This is a genomic window from Pseudomonas chlororaphis subsp. chlororaphis, assembly GCF_003945765.1.
GTDB lineage: Bacteria > Pseudomonadota > Gammaproteobacteria > Pseudomonadales > Pseudomonadaceae > Aquipseudomonas > Aquipseudomonas chlororaphis.
On sequence record NZ_CP027712.1, the window covers coordinates 6,109,400 to 6,126,385 of the forward strand.

Consider the following 16,986-nt stretch of genomic DNA (forward strand, 5'->3'; position numbering starts at 1 on the left):
CTATTTACTTGCGACGACGGACGATCATTTTGTCGGTACGCTTATTACCACGAGTCTTCGCGCCCTTAGTCGGGAAGCCCCATGGCGATACCGGATGACGACCACCAGAGGTACGACCTTCACCACCACCATGTGGGTGGTCAACCGGGTTCATGGCAACACCACGAACGGTTGGGCGAACGCCACGCCAGCGTTTGGCACCAGCTTTACCCAGCGAACGCAGGCTGTGCTCGGAGTTCGAGACTTCGCCCAGGGTCGCACGGCATTCAGCCAGGACTTTACGCATCTCACCGGAACGCAGACGCAGGGTCACGTAGACACCTTCACGAGCGATCAGCTGAGCCGAAGCACCAGCGGAACGAGCGATTTGCGCGCCTTTACCTGGCTTCAGTTCGATGCCGTGTACGGTGCTACCAACTGGAATGTTACGCAGTTGCAGAGCGTTGCCCGGCTTGATCGGTGCCAGAGCACCTGCGATCAGCTGGTCGCCAGCGCTCACGCCTTTAGGGGCGATGATGTAGCGACGCTCGCCGTCTGCGTACAGCAGCAAAGCGATGTGAGCAGTACGGTTTGGATCGTATTCGATACGCTCGACAGTGGCAGCGATGCCATCTTTGTCGTTGCGACGGAAGTCGACCAGACGGTAGTGCTGCTTATGACCACCACCAACGTGACGAGTGGTAATACGGCCATTGTTGTTACGACCACCAGACTTCGATTTCTTCTCGAGCAGCGGTGCGTGAGGAGCGCCTTTATGCAGCTCCTGGTTGACCACCTTGACCACAAAACGGCGGCCAGGGGAAGTCGGTTTGCATTTAACGATTGCCATGATGCACCCCTTCCTTACTCAGCACTGCTGCTGAAATCGAGATCTTGGCCTGGCTGAAGGGAGATAACTGCCTTCTTCCAGTCATTACGCTTGCCCAGACCGCGAGCGGTACGCTTGCTCTTACCCAGAACGTTCAGGGTAGTAACGCGCTCCACTTTCACGCTGAACAGGCTTTCGACGGCCTTCTTGATTTCCAGCTTGGTTGCATCAGTAGCAACCTTGAAAACGAACTGGCCTTTCTTGTCTGCCAGAACCGTAGCCTTCTCGGAAACGTGCGGGCCAAGCAGAACTTTAAATACGCGTTCCTGGTTCATCCCAGCAGCTCCTCGAATTTCTTCACGGCCGACACAGTGATCAACACTTTGTCGTATGCGATCAGACTAACTGGATCGGAACCTTGCACGTCACGTACATCAACGTGTGGCAGGTTACGAGCAGCCAGGTACAGGTTCTGATCAACAGCGTCAGACACGATCAGAACGTCGGTCAGACTCATGTTGTTCAGCTTGCCCAGCAGATCTTTGGTTTTCGGAGTTTCAACAGCGAAATCCTGAACCACGACCAGACGATCAGTACGCACCAGCTCAGCAAGGATGGAACGCATTGCTGCGCGATACATCTTCTTGTTCAGCTTCTGGGAGTGATCCTGTGGACGAGCTGCGAAAGTGGTACCGCCGCCACGCCAGATTGGGCTACGGATAGTACCGGCACGAGCACGGCCAGTACCTTTCTGACGCCATGGGCGCTTACCGCCACCGGAAACGTCGGAACGGGTCTTTTGCTGCTTGCTACCTTGACGGCCGCCGGCCATGTAGGCCACGACTGCTTGGTGAACCAGCGTCTCGTTGAATTCGCCGCCAAATGTCAGTTCGGAAACTTCGATCGCTTGAGCGTCATTTACATTTAATTGCATGTCAGCTTCCCCTTAACCGCGAGCCTTGGCCGCCGGACGTACAACCAGGTTGCCGCCAGTAGCGCCAGGAACAGCACCCTTGACCAACAACAGATTGCGTTCAGCGTCGACGCGCACTACTTCCAGGGACTGCACGGTCACGCGCTCAGCGCCCATATGACCGGACATTTTTTTGCCCTTGAATACACGACCAGGAGTCTGGCACTGGCCAATAGAGCCCGGGACGCGGTGGGAAACGGAGTTACCGTGGGTGTTATCTTGACCGCGGAAATTCCAACGCTTGATGGTACCGGCGAAGCCTTTACCTTTCGACTGACCGGTAACATCTACCAGTTGGCCAGCTGCGAAGATTTCTGCATTGATCAGATCGCCAGCTTGGTACTCGCCTTCTTCAAGGCGGAATTCCCAAACGCCACGACCGGCAGCAACGTTCGCTTTAGCGAAGTGACCTGCTTGAGCAGCAGTCACGCGCGAAGCACGACGCTCACCTACAGTGACTTGCACTGCACGATAGCCATCGGTTTCTTCAGTTTTGAACTGGGTGACGCGATTCGGCTCGATCTCAATGACCGTGACCGGAATGGAGACACCTTCTTCGGTGAAAATACGGGTCATACCGCATTTACGACCGACTACACCAATAGTCATGTTGTAAACCTCATGAGTGTACGGGGCTTTCACCCGCTATGGCCGCCCATTTCAGAGCGTTACACGACTAAGACCGAGTCTTAGCCGAGGCTGATCTGCACTTCCACACCTGCCGCAAGATCAAGCTTCATAAGAGCATCAACGGTTTTATCCGTTGGCTGGACGATGTCCAGTACGCGCTTATGAGTACGGATCTCGTACTGGTCACGCGCGTCTTTGTTGACGTGCGGGGAGACCAGAACGGTGAACCGCTCTTTACGGGTAGGCAGTGGAATAGGACCACGCACTTGAGCACCAGTACGTTTCGCGGTTTCCACGATTTCCTGGGTGGATTGGTCGATCAGGCGATGGTCGAAAGCCTTCAACCTGATACGGATTTGCTGATTTTGCATTGGATTTCAGACTCCAGGCTGCTATTCCCACCGGGCGCAATACGCCCGTTAAAAGGAGGCGCAATTCTATAGACGGCCCCACAGAGTGTCAACCCAATAAAAAAGCCCCCGCAAGCGGGGGCTTTTTCATGAGTCGTCGATTACTCGATGACTTTGGCTACGACGCCAGCGCCGACGGTACGACCGCCTTCACGAATAGCGAAACGCAGACCATCTTCCATCGCGATGGTTTTGATCAGAGTGACAGTCATCTGGATGTTGTCACCTGGCATTACCATTTCAACGCCTTCTGGCAGCTCGCAGTTACCAGTCACGTCAGTAGTACGGAAGTAGAACTGTGGACGGTAGCCTTTGAAGAACGGAGTATGACGGCCGCCTTCTTCTTTGCTCAGAACGTACACTTCAGCAGTGAACTTGGTGTGCGGCTTAACGGTACCTGGCTTAACCAGAACCTGGCCACGCTCAACGTCGTCACGCTTGGTGCCACGCAGCAGAACGCCACAGTTCTCACCAGCACGACCTTCGTCCAGCAGCTTGCGGAACATCTCAACACCAGTGCAGGTGGTTTTCTGAGTGTCGCGCAGACCAACGATCTCAACTTCTTCCTGGATGCGAACGATACCACGCTCAACACGACCAGTTACCACGGTACCGCGGCCGGAGATCGAGAATACGTCTTCGATTGGCATCAGGAACGGCTTGTCGATAGCACGCTCTGGCTCTGGGATGTAGGTATCCAGAGTTTCTACCAGCTTCTTAACAGCGGTAGTGCCCATTTCGTTGTCGTCTTGGCCGTTCAGAGCCATCAAAGCCGAACCGATGATGATTGGAGTGTCATCACCTGGGAAGTCGTAAGTGCTCAGCAGGTCGCGCACTTCCATCTCAACCAGCTCCAGCAGCTCAGCGTCGTCCACCATGTCAGCCTTGTTCAGGAAGACAACGATGTACGGAACACCTACCTGACGGGACAGCAGGATGTGCTCGCGAGTTTGCGGCATCGGACCATCGGCAGCCGAGCAAACCAGGATCGCGCCGTCCATCTGGGCGGCACCAGTGATCATGTTTTTGACGTAGTCGGCGTGACCTGGGCAGTCAACGTGCGCGTAGTGACGAATGTTCGAATCGTACTCTACGTGCGCAGTGTTGATGGTGATACCACGAGCCTTTTCTTCCGGGGCGCTGTCGATCTTGTCGAAGTCAACGCGAGCCGAACCGAAAACCTCGGAGCAAACACGAGTCAGTGCAGCGGTCAGAGTGGTTTTACCGTGGTCAACGTGACCGATGGTGCCAACGTTGACGTGCGGTTTGTTACGTTCAAATTTTTCTTTAGCCACGACAGTGAACCTCTTGCCTAAAGGGCTGGATTAGCCTTGTTTTTTAACGAGTGCTTCGACGATATTCGACGGAGCTTCGGCGTACTTGGAGAACTCCATGGAGTAGCTCGCGCGACCCTGGGACATGGAACGAACGTCGGTCGCATAACCGAACATTTCACCCAGCGGCACTTCAGCACGGATAACCTTGCCAGAGACCGAGTCTTCCATACCCTGGATCAGACCACGACGACGGTTCAGGTCACCCATCACGTCACCCATGTAGTCCTCAGGGGTTACTACTTCAACCTTCATGATCGGCTCAAGAACTACGCCCTTGCCCTTCTCACGCAGCTGCTTGGTCGCCATGGAGGCCGCTACCTTAAACGCCATCTCGTTAGAGTCGACGTCGTGGTAAGAACCATCAAACACGGTAGCCTTCAGGCCGATCAGCGGATAGCCGGCGACAACGCCGTTCTTCATCTGCTCTTCGATACCCTTCTGGATTGCCGGGATGTATTCCTTCGGAACCACACCACCAACGACCTCGTTGGCAAACACCAGACCTTCAGTGATATTGCCTTTTTCGTCGACGTCTGCCGGAGCAAAACGGATCCAGCAATGACCGAACTGGCCACGACCGCCGGATTGACGAACGAACTTACCTTCAACTTCACAGCCGACGGTGATCTTCTCGCGGTAGGAAACCTGCGGCTTACCGATGTTGGCTTCGACGTTGAACTCGCGCTTCATGCGGTCAACGAGGATGTCCAGGTGAAGCTCACCCATACCCGAGATGATGGTCTGACCAGTTTCTTCGTCAGTCTTGACGCGGAACGACGGGTCTTCCTGAGCCAGCTTGCCCAGTGCAATACCCATCTTCTCCTGGTCTTGCTTGGTTTTCGGCTCAACAGCTACCGAAATCACCGGCTCAGGGAAGTCCATACGCTCGAGGATAACCGGGCTGGCAGCATCACACAGGGTGTCACCAGTGGTGACGTCCTTCATGCCGATCAGCGCAGCGATGTCGCCCGCGAGCACTTCCTTGATTTCTTCACGCTGGTTGGCGTGCATCTGCACCATACGACCAACGCGCTCTTTCTTGCCCTTGACCGAGTTGATCACGGAGTCGCCAGACTGCAGCATGCCCGAGTAAACGCGCACGAAAGTCAGGGTACCCACGAACGGGTCAGTAGCAATCTTGAACGCCAGAGCCGAGAACGGCTCGCTGTCGTCGGCGTGGCGCTCGATTTTCGGAGCGTTTTCGTCGTCGATGTTGTCCGGATGGATACCCTGGATTGCAGGGATCTCGGTCGGAGCAGGCAGGTAGTCGATGACAGCATCGAGAACCAGCGGAACGCCCTTGTTCTTGAACGAGGAACCGCAGACAGCCGGAACGATCTCGCTGGCCAGGGTGCGCGCGCGCAGGCCTGCCTTGATCTCTTCGACAGTCAACTCACCTTCTTCAAGGTACTTGTTCATCAGCTCTTCGTTGGCTTCGGCGGCAGCTTCAACCATGTTGGAGCGCCACTCGTTAGCCAGGTCCAGCATATCGGCAGGAATTTCTTCCTCGCGATAGGTAGTACCCTTGTCGTCGTCGTTCCAGTAGATAGCCTTCATCTTGATCAGATCGATCTGACCTTCGAAGTTATCTTCTGCACCGATAGCCAGCTGAACTGGAACCGGAGTGTGACCCAGACGGTTTTTGATCTGAGCAACAACGCGCAGGAAGTTGGCACCAGCACGGTCCATCTTGTTCACGTAAACAACACGTGGAACGCCGTATTTGTTGGCTTGACGCCATACGGTTTCGGACTGAGGCTCAACACCGGAAGTACCGCAGAACACAACGACCGCGCCGTCGAGTACGCGCAGCGAACGCTCTACTTCAATGGTGAAGTCTACGTGGCCCGGGGTATCGATAACGTTTACACGATAGTTATCGTATTGGCCGCGCGAACCTTTCCAGAAGGTAGTCACAGCAGCAGAGGTAATGGTGATACCACGCTCCTGCTCCTGCACCATCCAGTCGGTGGTAGCAGCGCCGTCATGCACCTCACCCATCTTGTGGCTGAGACCTGTGTAGAACAGGATCCGCTCGGTAGTGGTAGTCTTGCCCGCGTCAACGTGGGCACAGATACCGATGTTACGGTAGCGGTTGATTGCTGTAGTACGAGCCATAAAGCCCTCGCAAAATGAATGATGCCGATATTAGAAGCGGTAGTGCGAGAAAGCCTTGTTGGCTTCAGCCATACGGTGTACGTCTTCACGCTTCTTAACTGCAGCACCCTTGCCTTCGGCAGCATCCAGCAGTTCGCCAGCCAAGCGCAGAGCCATAGACTTCTCGCCGCGCTTACGGGCGAAGTCTACCAACCAGCGCATTGCCAGAGCGTTACGACGGGACGGACGAACTTCGACCGGAACCTGGTAAGTAGCACCGCCAACACGGCGCGACTTCACTTCGACCAGCGGAGCGATGGCGTCGAGAGCTTTCTCGAAGATTTCCAGGGGATCGCTGTTCTTGCGCTCTTTAACTTTTTCCAGCGCGCCATAAACGATACGCTCGGCAACGGCTTTCTTGCCGCTTTCCATTACGTGGTTCATGAACTTGGCGAGGATCTGGCTTCCGTATTTCGGATCGTCCAGAATCTCACGTTTGGCTGCTACGCGACGTCTTGGCATGATAAGCCCTCAAACGGTCTTCAGGTTAGCTCGGGACAGTTGATCCAAAGGACTCGTGCCCGACCTTACTCTTATCGACTCAATAAAATAATTAACTGCAAAACGGCCGATTACTTCGGACGCTTGGTACCGTACTTCGAACGACCTTGGTTACGACCTTTAACGCCGGAGGTATCCAGGGAGCCGCGAACGGTGTGGTAACGAACACCTGGCAAGTCTTTTACACGACCGCCGCGGATCAGTACCACGCTGTGTTCTTGCAGGTTGTGGCCTTCACCACCGATGTACGAGGAAACCTCGAAACCGTTGGTCAGGCGCACACGGCATACTTTACGCAGTGCCGAGTTAGGTTTTTTCGGCGTAGTGGTATACACGCGAGTGCACACGCCACGACGTTGCGGGCAGTTCTGCAGCGCAGGCACGTCGGATTTCTCGACGATACGCTTACGCGGCTGACGTACCAGCTGGTTGATAGTTGCCATCTACTAGCTCCACTGTTGTCTTTCGACATAAACAAAATGGCAGGGCGCAAGCCCCACCAAATTTAGGGGTACAAGAGTCTAAAGAGGATCTTGTCCCCAGTCAAGGCAAGGCCCCGGCCTCCCCTATCAGCGAACCCCGACAAAATCGTCTTGATTCGTGAGCGGAAAAGCCAGGGCCCTATCTCAATTACTGCAGACCTCAGTTACCGCTGGAGTTCAGCGCTTCAGTCAGCGCAGCTTCAACTTCACTTGCGCTTACGCGCAGAGGCTTGTCTGCATCACGGCGACGCTTACGCTCACTGTGATAGGCCAGGCCAGTACCAGCCGGGATCAGGCGACCCACGACCACGTTTTCTTTCAGGCCGCGCAGGTAATCGCGCTTGCCGGTTACCGCCGCTTCGGTCAGTACGCGAGTGGTCTCTTGGAAAGAGGCCGCCGAGATGAACGATTCGGTCGACAGCGATGCCTTGGTGATACCCAGCAGAACGCGGGTGAACTTGGCGACAAACTTGTCTTCGGTGTTCAGACGCTCGTTCTCTACCAGTACGTGAGTCAGTTCCATCTGGTCGCCCTTGATGAAGCTGGAATCGCCGGATTCAGCGATCTCAACCTTACGCAGCATCTGACGCAGAATGGTCTCGATGTGCTTGTCGTTGATCTTCACGCCCTGCAGGCGGTAAACGTCCTGGATCTCGTTCACGATGTACTTGGCCAGCGCACTCACACCCAGCAGACGCAGGATGTCGTGTGGATCGCTTGGACCGTCGGAGATAACTTCGCCGCGGTTTACCTGTTCGCCTTCGAAGACGTTCAGGTGACGCCACTTCGGAATCAGCTCTTCGTACGGATCGCTACCGTCGTTCGGGGTAATGACCAGACGGCGCTTGCCCTTGGTCTCTTTACCGAACGCGATGGTGCCGCTGACTTCAGCCAGGATCGAGGCTTCTTTCGGACGACGAGCTTCGAACAGGTCGGCAACACGCGGCAGACCACCGGTAATGTCACGGGTCTTTGAAGTTTCTTGCGGGATACGAGCGATAACATCACCGATCGCGATCTTCGCGCCGTCCGCTACACCGACCAGGGCGTTGGCTGGCAGGAAGTACTGAGCAATTACGTCAGTGCCTGGCAGCAACAGGTCCTTACCGTTGTCGTCGACCATCTTCACGGCAGGACGGATGTCTTTACCGGCAGCTGGACGATCTTTCGCGTCAAGTACTTCAATATTGGTCATACCGGTCAATTCGTCAGTCTGACGCTTGATCGTGATGCCTTCTTCCATGCCCACGTAGGTCACGGTACCTTTCATTTCGGTAACGATCGGGTGAGTGTGCGGATCCCACTTGGCCACGATAGAGCCAGCGTCGACCTTGTCACCTTCTTTAACCGAAATCACAGCACCGTACGGCAGCTTGTAACGCTCACGCTCACGACCGAAGTCGTCAGCGATCGCCAGCTCGCCGGAACGGGACACAGCAACCAGGTGACCATCCACTCGCTCAACGTGCTTCAGGTTATGCAGACGGACGGTACCGCCGTTCTTCACCTGAACGCTGTCGGCCGCGGAGGTCCGGCTTGCCGCACCACCGATGTGGAACGTACGCATCGTCAGCTGGGTACCCGGCTCACCGATGGACTGAGCAGCGATAACGCCGACAGCTTCACCGATGTTCACCTGGTGACCACGAGCCAAGTCACGGCCGTAGCACTTGGCGCAAATGCCGTAGCGGGTTTCGCAACTAATCGGCGAACGCACGATCACTTCGTCGATGCTGTTCAGCTCGATGAACTCGACCCACTTCTCGTCGACCAGAGTGCCGGCAGGAACGATGACGTCCTCGGTACCCGGCTTGAATACGTCACGGGCAATAACACGACCCAACACGCGCTCACCCAACGGCTCTACAACGTCGCCGCCTTCAATGTGCGGAGTCATTACCAGGCCATGTTCAGTGCCACAGTCGATCTCGGTTACAACCAGATCCTGCGCCACGTCTACCAGACGACGAGTCAGGTAACCGGAGTTCGCAGTTTTCAACGCGGTATCCGCCAGACCTTTACGAGCACCGTGAGTCGAGATGAAGTACTGGAGTACGCTCAGACCTTCACGGAAGTTCGCAGTAATCGGCGTTTCGATGATGGAACCGTCCGGCTTGGCCATCAGACCACGCATACCGGCCAGCTGACGAATCTGTGCTGCGGAACCCCGCGCACCCGAGTCGGCCATCATGTACATCGAGTTGAAGGATTCTTGCTCGACTTCGTCGCCGTGACGGTCGATGACTTTCTCTTTCGAGAGGTTGGCCATCATCGCCTTGGAGACTTCGTCGTTCGCTTTCGACCAAAGGTCGATCACTTTGTTGTACTTCTCGCCCTGGGTTACCAGGCCGGAGGCGTACTGGCTCTCGATCTCTTTCACTTCGTCGGTGGCAGCACCGATGATGCGGGCTTTTTCATCCGGGATAACGAAGTCGTTAACACCGATGGAAACGCCGGAAATAGTCGAGTAGGCAAAACCGGTGTACATCAACTGGTCAGCGAAGATCACAGTCTCTTTCAGACCAACCACGCGGTAGCACTGGTTGATCAGCTTGGAGATCGCCTTTTTCTTCATCGGCAGGTTGACGACGTCGTACGACAGCCCTTTTGGCACAACCTGGAACAACAGCGCACGGCCGACAGTGGTATCGACGATACGAGTGTTGGTCACGCTGCCGCCATCACGGTCATTGACGGTTTCGGTGATCCGCACCTTGACCTTGGCATGCAGTGCGGCTTCGCCGGCACGGAATACACGGTCAACTTCCTGCAGATCCGCGAACACACGACCTTCGCCCTTGGCGTTGATCGCTTCACGAGTCATGTAGTACAGACCCAATACAACGTCCTGCGACGGAACGATGATTGGCTCACCGTTGGCTGGCGACAGGATGTTGTTGGTCGACATCATCAACGCACGAGCTTCCAGCTGGGCTTCCAGTGTCAGCGGTACGTGCACGGCCATTTGGTCGCCGTCGAAGTCGGCGTTGTACGCAGCACAGACCAGAGGGTGCAGCTGGATAGCCTTACCTTCGATCAGTACTGGCTCAAACGCCTGGATACCCAGACGGTGAAGGGTCGGTGCACGGTTGAGGAGCACTGGGTGCTCGCGAATCACTTCGGCGAGAACGTCCCAGACCTCTGGCAGCTCGCGCTCGACCATTTTCTTCGCGGCTTTGATGGTGGTGGCCAGGCCACGCATTTCCAACTTGCCGAAAATGAACGGTTTGAACAGCTCGAGAGCCATTTTCTTAGGCAGACCGCACTGGTGCAGACGCAGGGTCGGACCTACGGTAATTACCGAACGACCGGAGTAGTCAACACGCTTACCGAGCAAGTTCTGACGGAAACGACCTTGCTTACCCTTGATCATGTCGGCCAGGGATTTCAGAGGACGCTTGTTGGAACCGGTGATAGCGCGGCCACGACGACCGTTGTCGAGCAGTGCGTCGACGGCTTCCTGCAACATACGCTTTTCGTTGCGCACGATGATGTCCGGAGCGGACAGATCCAGCAGGCGCTTCAAACGGTTGTTACGGTTGATCACTCGACGATACAGATCGTTGAGGTCGGAAGTCGCGAAACGACCGCCATCCAGCGGGACCAGCGGGCGCAGATCTGGCGGCAGAACCGGCAGAACGGTCAGCACCATCCACTCTGGCAGGTTGCCGGAACCCTGGAAGGCTTCCATCAACTTCAGACGCTTGGACAGCTTCTTGATCTTGGTTTCCGAGTTGGTTTGCGGAATCTCTTCGCGCAGACGGCCAATCTCGTGCTCCAGGTCGATAGCGTGCAGCAGCTCGCGGACAGCCTCGGCACCCATGCGGGCGTCGAAGTCGTCACCGAACTCTTCCAGCGCTTCGAAATACTGCTCGTCGTTCAGCAGCTGGCCTTTTTCCAGGGTGGTCATGCCCGGGTCGATAACGACGTAGCTCTCGAAGTAGAGAACACGCTCGATATCACGCAGGGTCATGTCCATCAGCAGGCCGATACGGGACGGCAGCGATTTCAGGAACCAGATGTGGGCAACCGGCGAAGCCAGTTCGATGTGCGCCATGCGCTCACGACGAACCTTGGCCAGTGCAACTTCAACGCCGCACTTCTCGCAGATCACGCCACGATGCTTCAAGCGCTTGTACTTACCGCACAGGCACTCGTAATCCTTTACCGGGCCAAAGATCTTGGCGCAGAACAGGCCGTCACGCTCAGGTTTGAACGTACGGTAGTTGATGGTTTCCGGCTTTTTAACTTCACCGAACGACCACGAACGGATCATCTCAGGCGAGGCCAATCCGATACGGATGGCGTCGAACTCTTCGACTTGACCCTGGTTTTTCAGCAAATTCAGTAGGTCTTTCAAGGCCTTTCCTCCTGGCGGAGCAGAGAGCGGGCAATCCTGCCCCGCTCTCGATTCGCGTCACGTGTTATTCGGTTTCCAGATCGATATCGATGCCGAGGGAACGAATTTCTTTGATCAACACGTTGAAGGACTCGGGCATGCCCGGCTCCATACGGTGATCGCCGTCCACGATGTTTTTGTACATCTTGGTCCGACCGTTCACATCGTCCGACTTCACTGTGAGCATTTCTTGCAGAGTGTATGCAGCACCGTATGCTTCCAGTGCCCAGACCTCCATCTCCCCGAAACGCTGACCACCGAACTGCGCCTTACCACCCAGCGGCTGCTGGGTAACCAGGCTGTACGAACCGGTAGAACGAGCGTGCATCTTGTCGTCTACCAAGTGGTTCAGCTTCAGCATGTACATGTAGCCAACAGTAACCGGGCGCTCGAACTTGTTGCCGGTACGGCCGTCGGTCAGCTGCATCTGGCCGCTTTCTGGCAGGTCCGCCAGTTTCAGCATGGCCTTGATTTCGCTTTCCTTGGCACCGTCGAACACCGGAGTGGCCATCGGCACGCCGCCGCGCAGGTTCTTCGCCAGATCCAGGATTTCCTGATCGGAGAAGCTATCCAGATCTTCATTACGACCGCCGATCTGGTTGTAGATCTCGTCCAGGAACTTACGCAGTTCCGCAACCTTGCGCTGCTCTTCGACCATGCGGTTGATCTTCTCGCCCAGACCTTTGGCCGCAAGGCCCAGGTGGGTTTCAAGAATCTGACCAACGTTCATACGCGAAGGTACGCCCAACGGGTTGAGGACGACGTCGACCGGGGTGCCGTTGGCATCGTGCGGCATGTCTTCAACCGGCATGATCACGGAGACCACACCCTTGTTACCATGACGACCGGCCATCTTGTCGCCCGGCTGGATGCGGCGGCGGATTGCCAGGTAAACCTTGACGATTTTCAGCACGCCTGGAGCCAGGTCATCGCCCTGCTGCAGTTTGCGCTTCTTGTCTTCGAACTTGTCGTCCAGCAGACGGCGGCGATCAACGATGTAGGCCTGGGCCTTCTCGAGCTGCTCGTTCAGAGCATCTTCAGCCATGCGCAGTTTGAACCACTGGCCATGCTCGAGACCGTCGAGTACTTCGTCGGTGATTTCCTGGCCTTTCTTCAGACCGGCGCCGCCTTCGGCTTTGTGGCCGACCAGAGCGGAACGCAGACGTTCGAAAGTGGCGCCTTCAACGATACGGAACTCTTCGTTCAGATCCTTACGGATTTCGTCGAGCTGGCTCTTCTCGATCGACAGGGCACGAGCGTCACGCTCCACGCCGTCGCGAGTGAAGACCTGTACGTCGATGACAGTACCCTTGGTACCGGTAGGTACACGCAGGGAAGTGTCTTTAACGTCGCTGGCTTTTTCACCGAAGATTGCACGCAGCAGTTTCTCTTCCGGAGTCAGCTGGGTCTCGCCTTTCGGAGTGACCTTACCGACCAGGATGTCGCCTGCGCCAACTTCAGCACCCACATAAACGATACCGGCTTCGTCCAGCTTGTTCAGTGCAGCCTCGCCCACGTTCGGGATGTCTGCAGTGATTTCCTCTGGGCCAAGCTTGGTGTCACGGGCCACACAGGTCAGTTCCTGGATGTGGATCGTGGTGAAGCGGTCTTCCTGAACCACGCGCTCGGACAGGCAGATGGAGTCTTCGAAGTTGAAGCCGTTCCATGCCATGAACGCGATGCGCATGTTCTGACCCAGAGCCAGCTCACCCATGTCGGTGGACGGACCGTCGGCCATGATGTCGCTACGCTGAACCCGATCGCCCTTGCTCACCAGCGGACGCTGGTTGATGCAGGTGTTCTGGTTGGAGCGGGTGTATTTGGTCAGGTTGTAGATGTCGACACCGGCTTCGCCTGGTTCAACTTCGTCATCTGCAACACGAACCACGATACGGCTGGCGTCAACCGAGTCGATCACGCCGCCACGACGAGCCACGACGCAAACGCCGGAGTCACGGGCAACGTTACGCTCCATGCCGGTACCTACCAGCGGCTTGTCGGCACGCAGGGTTGGTACAGCCTGACGCTGCATGTTCGAACCCATCAACGCACGGTTGGCGTCGTCGTGCTCGAGGAACGGAATCAGCGACGCCGCAACCGAAACTACCTGCTTCGGCGAAACGTCCATCAAGGTGACGTCTTCCGGCGCCTTGACGGTGAATTCGTTCAAGTGACGAACAGCTACCAGCTCATCGATCAGCTGACCTTTATCGTTCATGGTCGCCGAAGCCTGGGCGATCACGTGATCGGCCTCTTCGATAGCGGACAGGAACACGATCTCGTCGGTCACCAGACCTTCTTTCACCACACGGTACGGGCTCTCGAGGAAACCGTACTGGTTGGTGCGAGCATAGGCCGCCAAGGAGTTGATCAGACCGATGTTCGGACCTTCCGGCGTTTCAATCGGACATACACGACCATAGTGAGTCGGGTGTACGTCACGAACTTCGAAGCCTGCGCGCTCACGGGTCAGACCGCCCGGGCCGAGTGCGGAGACACGACGCTTGTGGGTGATCTCGGACAGCGGGTTGTTCTGGTCCATGAACTGGGACAGCTGGCTGGAACCGAAGAACTCTTTCACCGCCGCAGCCACAGGCTTGGCGTTGATCAGGTCTTGCGGCATCAGGCCTTCGCTTTCAGCCATCGACAGACGCTCTTTGACCGCACGCTCAACACGCACCAGGCCAACACGGAACTGGTTCTCGGCCATCTCGCCTACGCAGCGAACACGACGGTTACCCAGGTGGTCGATGTCATCGACGATGCCTTTACCGTTACGGATATCGACCAGAGTCTTCAGAACAGCAACGATGTCTTCCTTGCACAACACGCCCGAACCTTCGATCTCGGTACGACCGATACGACGGTTGAACTTCATCCGGCCGACCGCAGACAGGTCATAGCGCTCAGGGCTGAAGAACAGGTTGTTGAACAGGGTCTCGGCCGCATCCTTGGTTGGAGGCTCGCCAGGACGCATCATGCGATAGATCTCGACCAACGCTTCCAGCTGGTTGGTGGTGGAGTCGATCTTCAGAGTGTCGGAAACGAACGGACCGCAATCGATATCGTTGGTGTACAGCGTTTCGATACGCACGACCTGAGCCTTGGCGATCTTCGCCAGGATCTCGGTGTTCAGCTCAGTGTTGCACTCTGCCAGGATTTCGCCGGTGGCCGGATGCACGATGACCTTGGCGGTAGTACGACCCAGGACGTAGTCCAGAGGCACTTCCAGCTCTTTGATCCCGGCTTTTTCCAGCTGGTTGATGTGACGAGCGGTAATACGACGACCCTGCTCGACAATAACCTTGCCTTTGTCATCCTGAATATCGAGGACTGCAATTTCACCGCGCAGGCGCTGAGGCACCAGCTCCAGGCTCAGGCTTTCGCCGCGCACATGGAATACGTTGGTGGTGTAGAAAGCATCCAGCACTTCTTCAGTGGTGTAGCCCAGCGCACGCAGCAGTACCGATGCAGGCAGCTTGCGACGACGGTCGATACGCACGAACACGCAGTCTTTCGGGTCGAACTCGAAGTCCAACCAGGAACCGCGGTAAGGAATGATACGTGCGGAGTACAACAGCTTACCGGAGCTGTGCGTCTTGCCACGGTCGTGGTCGAAGAATACGCCAGGGGAACGGTGCAGCTGGGAAACGATTACACGCTCGGTACCGTTGATTACGAAGGTACCGTTCTCAGTCATCAGGGGGATTTCACCCATGTAGACTTCTTGCTCTTTGATGTCCTTGATCGCTTTGTTCGACGATTCTTTGTCGAAAATGATCAGACGAACTTTTACCCGCAAAGGTACGGCGTAAGTTACACCGCGCAGCACGCATTCTTTGACATCAAATGCCGGTTCACCCAGGCGATAACCGACATACTCCAACGCAGCATTGCCGGAGTAGCTGATGATCGGGAAAACGGATTTGAAGGCCGCATGCAGGCCCACGTCGCGGAACTGATCTTTAGTCGCTCCCGCTTGCAAGAATTCACGATACGAATCCAGCTGGATGGCCAGGAGGTACGGCACATCCATGACGTCCGGCAACTTGCTAAAGTCCTTGCGGATACGTTTTTTCTCAGTATATGAGTAAGCCATCAGCGTTCCCCAGCTTGGTCACCTGCTTATTTGGCCCCTCCCGACGGGAGCAGCCAGAAAATCGTGCAAACCCTTTGGTTTGCTCCACCGCACAGGGTGGTTACAGCGCGTTAGAGACACCGACCCAGTCGGTTGCCAATAACGGAAAAAGGCCGGTGGCAAGAGCCACCAGCCATCAGCCTCAGCTTAACGCTTGGGCTGGAGACACAAAGTCGATGCTTACTTCAGCTCGACTTTAGCGCCTGCTTCTTCCAGAGCTGCTTTGGCTTTGTCAGCGGCTTCTTTAGCAACGCCTTCCAGAACCATGGCAGGAGCACCGTCAACTACAGCCTTGGCTTCTTTCAGGCCCAGACCGGTCAGTTCACGTACAGCCTTGATCACGTTAACTTTCTTCTCGCCAGCTTCGGTCAGCATGACGTTGAATTCAGTTTGCTCTTCAACAACAGCGGCAGCAGCAGCTGGACCAGCAGCGGCAACAGCAGCGGTAACGCCGAAGGTTTCTTCCATTGCTTTGATCAGCTCAACAACTTCCAGAACGGTTTTCTGGCCGATTGCTTCGATGATTTGCTCGTTAGTCAGAGACATGACTATAAATTCCTGTATTGGGGTGACAGCCTACGCAGCCATCAAATTAAACATATGATTTTGAAAGGGCTTGCAGTGCCTTAGGCAGCAGCAGCTTCTTTCTGGTCGCGAATGGCCGCCAGAGTACGAGCCAGCTTGCTGGTAGCGCCTTGGATCACGCTCATCAGCTTCGCAATAGCTTCGTCGCGAGTTGGCAGCGAAGCCAACACGTCGATCTCGTTTGCTGCGAGGTACTTGCCCTCGAACGCAGCTGCCTTGATCTCGAACTTTTCCTGACCCTTTGCGAACTCTTTGAAAATACGAGCAGCAGCGCCCGGATGTTCCTTGGAGAATGCAATCAGGGTCGGGCCGACGAACGCGTCGTTGAGCACGTCATATTGAGTGCCTTCAACAGCGCGCTTGAGCAGGGTGTTACGTACGACACGTACATACACGCCAGCTTCGCGGGCCTCTTTACGGAGTCCGGTCATAGCGCCTACTGTCACACCACGGGCATCAGCCACGACAGCGGACAGAGCGCCTTTGGCAGCCTCGTTGACTTCAGCGACGATGGCCTTCTTGTCTTCGAGTTTAATTGCCACGGGTTTAACTCCTGCTTGTTACCG

Annotated in this window: 13 protein-coding genes; all 13 read right to left on the bottom strand. The window is 56.0% G+C overall.

What is annotated here, in order from left to right:
* Positions 1 to 4: 4 nt before the first annotated feature.
* A complete protein-coding gene (gene rplB, locus C4K27_RS27845; protein ID WP_007924198.1) occupies positions 5 to 829 on the bottom strand; it encodes a 50S ribosomal protein L2 in 825 nt (274 codons plus the stop codon).
* A gap of 14 nt (positions 830 to 843) precedes the next feature.
* Positions 844 to 1,143 carry a 50S ribosomal protein L23 gene (gene rplW, locus C4K27_RS27850; RefSeq protein WP_002555488.1) on the bottom strand — a complete coding sequence of 100 codons (300 nt, stop codon included), beginning with the start codon at positions 1,141 to 1,143 and terminating at the stop codon, positions 844 to 846.
* Complete coding sequence (gene rplD / locus C4K27_RS27855) at positions 1,140 to 1,742, bottom strand: 50S ribosomal protein L4 (RefSeq protein ID WP_007924200.1); 603 nt, start codon at positions 1,740 to 1,742, stop codon at positions 1,140 to 1,142. The genes rplW and rplD overlap by 4 nt, the downstream gene beginning before the upstream one ends.
* Before the next feature lie 12 nt (positions 1,743 to 1,754).
* On the bottom strand, positions 1,755 to 2,390 hold the full coding sequence (gene rplC / locus C4K27_RS27860) for a 50S ribosomal protein L3 (protein ID WP_007924205.1): 636 nt from the start codon (positions 2,388 to 2,390) through the stop codon (positions 1,755 to 1,757).
* Positions 2,391 to 2,470: 80 nt separating this feature from the next.
* Positions 2,471 to 2,782 (bottom strand): 30S ribosomal protein S10, encoded by a 312-nt coding sequence (gene rpsJ, locus C4K27_RS27865; protein WP_003186070.1) that lies wholly within the window; start codon positions 2,780 to 2,782, stop codon positions 2,471 to 2,473.
* 140 nt (positions 2,783 to 2,922) lie between these two features.
* Entirely contained in the window at positions 2,923 to 4,116 is a 1,194-nt protein-coding gene (gene tuf, locus C4K27_RS27870; RefSeq protein ID WP_007924207.1) for an elongation factor Tu, read from the bottom strand.
* Between the two features lie 30 nt (positions 4,117 to 4,146).
* On the bottom strand, positions 4,147 to 6,276 hold the full coding sequence (gene fusA / locus C4K27_RS27875) for an elongation factor G (RefSeq protein WP_007925960.1): 2,130 nt from the start codon (positions 6,274 to 6,276) through the stop codon (positions 4,147 to 4,149).
* Positions 6,277 to 6,306: 30 nt separating this feature from the next.
* Positions 6,307 to 6,777, bottom strand: a complete 471-nt coding sequence (gene rpsG / locus C4K27_RS27880) for a 30S ribosomal protein S7 (protein WP_007925959.1) — start codon at positions 6,775 to 6,777, stop codon at positions 6,307 to 6,309.
* A 110-nt stretch (positions 6,778 to 6,887) separates the two neighbouring features.
* Positions 6,888 to 7,259 (bottom strand): 30S ribosomal protein S12, encoded by a 372-nt coding sequence (gene rpsL / locus C4K27_RS27885; protein ID WP_003186084.1) that lies wholly within the window; start codon positions 7,257 to 7,259, stop codon positions 6,888 to 6,890.
* Positions 7,260 to 7,458: 199 nt separating this feature from the next.
* Complete coding sequence (gene rpoC / locus C4K27_RS27890; protein ID WP_007925958.1) at positions 7,459 to 11,658, bottom strand: DNA-directed RNA polymerase subunit beta'; 4,200 nt, start codon at positions 11,656 to 11,658, stop codon at positions 7,459 to 7,461.
* A gap of 64 nt (positions 11,659 to 11,722) precedes the next feature.
* Positions 11,723 to 15,796 (bottom strand): DNA-directed RNA polymerase subunit beta, encoded by a 4,074-nt coding sequence (gene rpoB, locus C4K27_RS27895; RefSeq protein WP_007925957.1) that lies wholly within the window; start codon positions 15,794 to 15,796, stop codon positions 11,723 to 11,725.
* 219 nt (positions 15,797 to 16,015) lie between these two features.
* Positions 16,016 to 16,381, bottom strand: coding sequence for a 50S ribosomal protein L7/L12 (gene rplL, locus C4K27_RS27900; RefSeq protein WP_007925956.1), 366 nt, complete (start codon positions 16,379 to 16,381; stop codon positions 16,016 to 16,018).
* Between the two features lie 80 nt (positions 16,382 to 16,461).
* Positions 16,462 to 16,962 carry a 50S ribosomal protein L10 gene (gene rplJ / locus C4K27_RS27905; RefSeq protein ID WP_007925954.1) on the bottom strand — a complete coding sequence of 167 codons (501 nt, stop codon included), beginning with the start codon at positions 16,960 to 16,962 and terminating at the stop codon, positions 16,462 to 16,464.
* Positions 16,963 to 16,986: the final 24 nt, after the last annotated feature.

Bases quoted from the DNA above. Each gene is read 5' to 3' on its own strand.
- rplB (WP_007924198.1), bottom strand. From the start codon at position 829: ATGGCAATCGTTAAATGCAAACCGACTTCCCCTGGCCGCCGTTTTGTG.
- rplW (WP_002555488.1), bottom strand. From the start codon at position 1,143: ATGAACCAGGAACGCGTATTTAAAGTTCTGCTTGGCCCGCACGTTTCC.
- rplD (WP_007924200.1), bottom strand. From the start codon at position 1,742: ATGCAATTAAATGTAAATGACGCTCAAGCGATCGAAGTTTCCGAACTG.
- rplC (WP_007924205.1), bottom strand. From the start codon at position 2,390: ATGACTATTGGTGTAGTCGGTCGTAAATGCGGTATGACCCGTATTTTC.
- rpsJ (WP_003186070.1), bottom strand. From the start codon at position 2,782: ATGCAAAATCAGCAAATCCGTATCAGGTTGAAGGCTTTCGACCATCGC.
- fusA (WP_007925960.1), bottom strand. From the start codon at position 6,276: ATGGCTCGTACTACAGCAATCAACCGCTACCGTAACATCGGTATCTGT.
- rpsG (WP_007925959.1), bottom strand. From the start codon at position 6,777: ATGCCAAGACGTCGCGTAGCAGCCAAACGTGAGATTCTGGACGATCCG.
- rpsL (WP_003186084.1), bottom strand. From the start codon at position 7,259: ATGGCAACTATCAACCAGCTGGTACGTCAGCCGCGTAAGCGTATCGTC.
- rpoB (WP_007925957.1), bottom strand. From the start codon at position 15,796: ATGGCTTACTCATATACTGAGAAAAAACGTATCCGCAAGGACTTTAGC.
- rplL (WP_007925956.1), bottom strand. From the start codon at position 16,381: ATGTCTCTGACTAACGAGCAAATCATCGAAGCAATCGGCCAGAAAACC.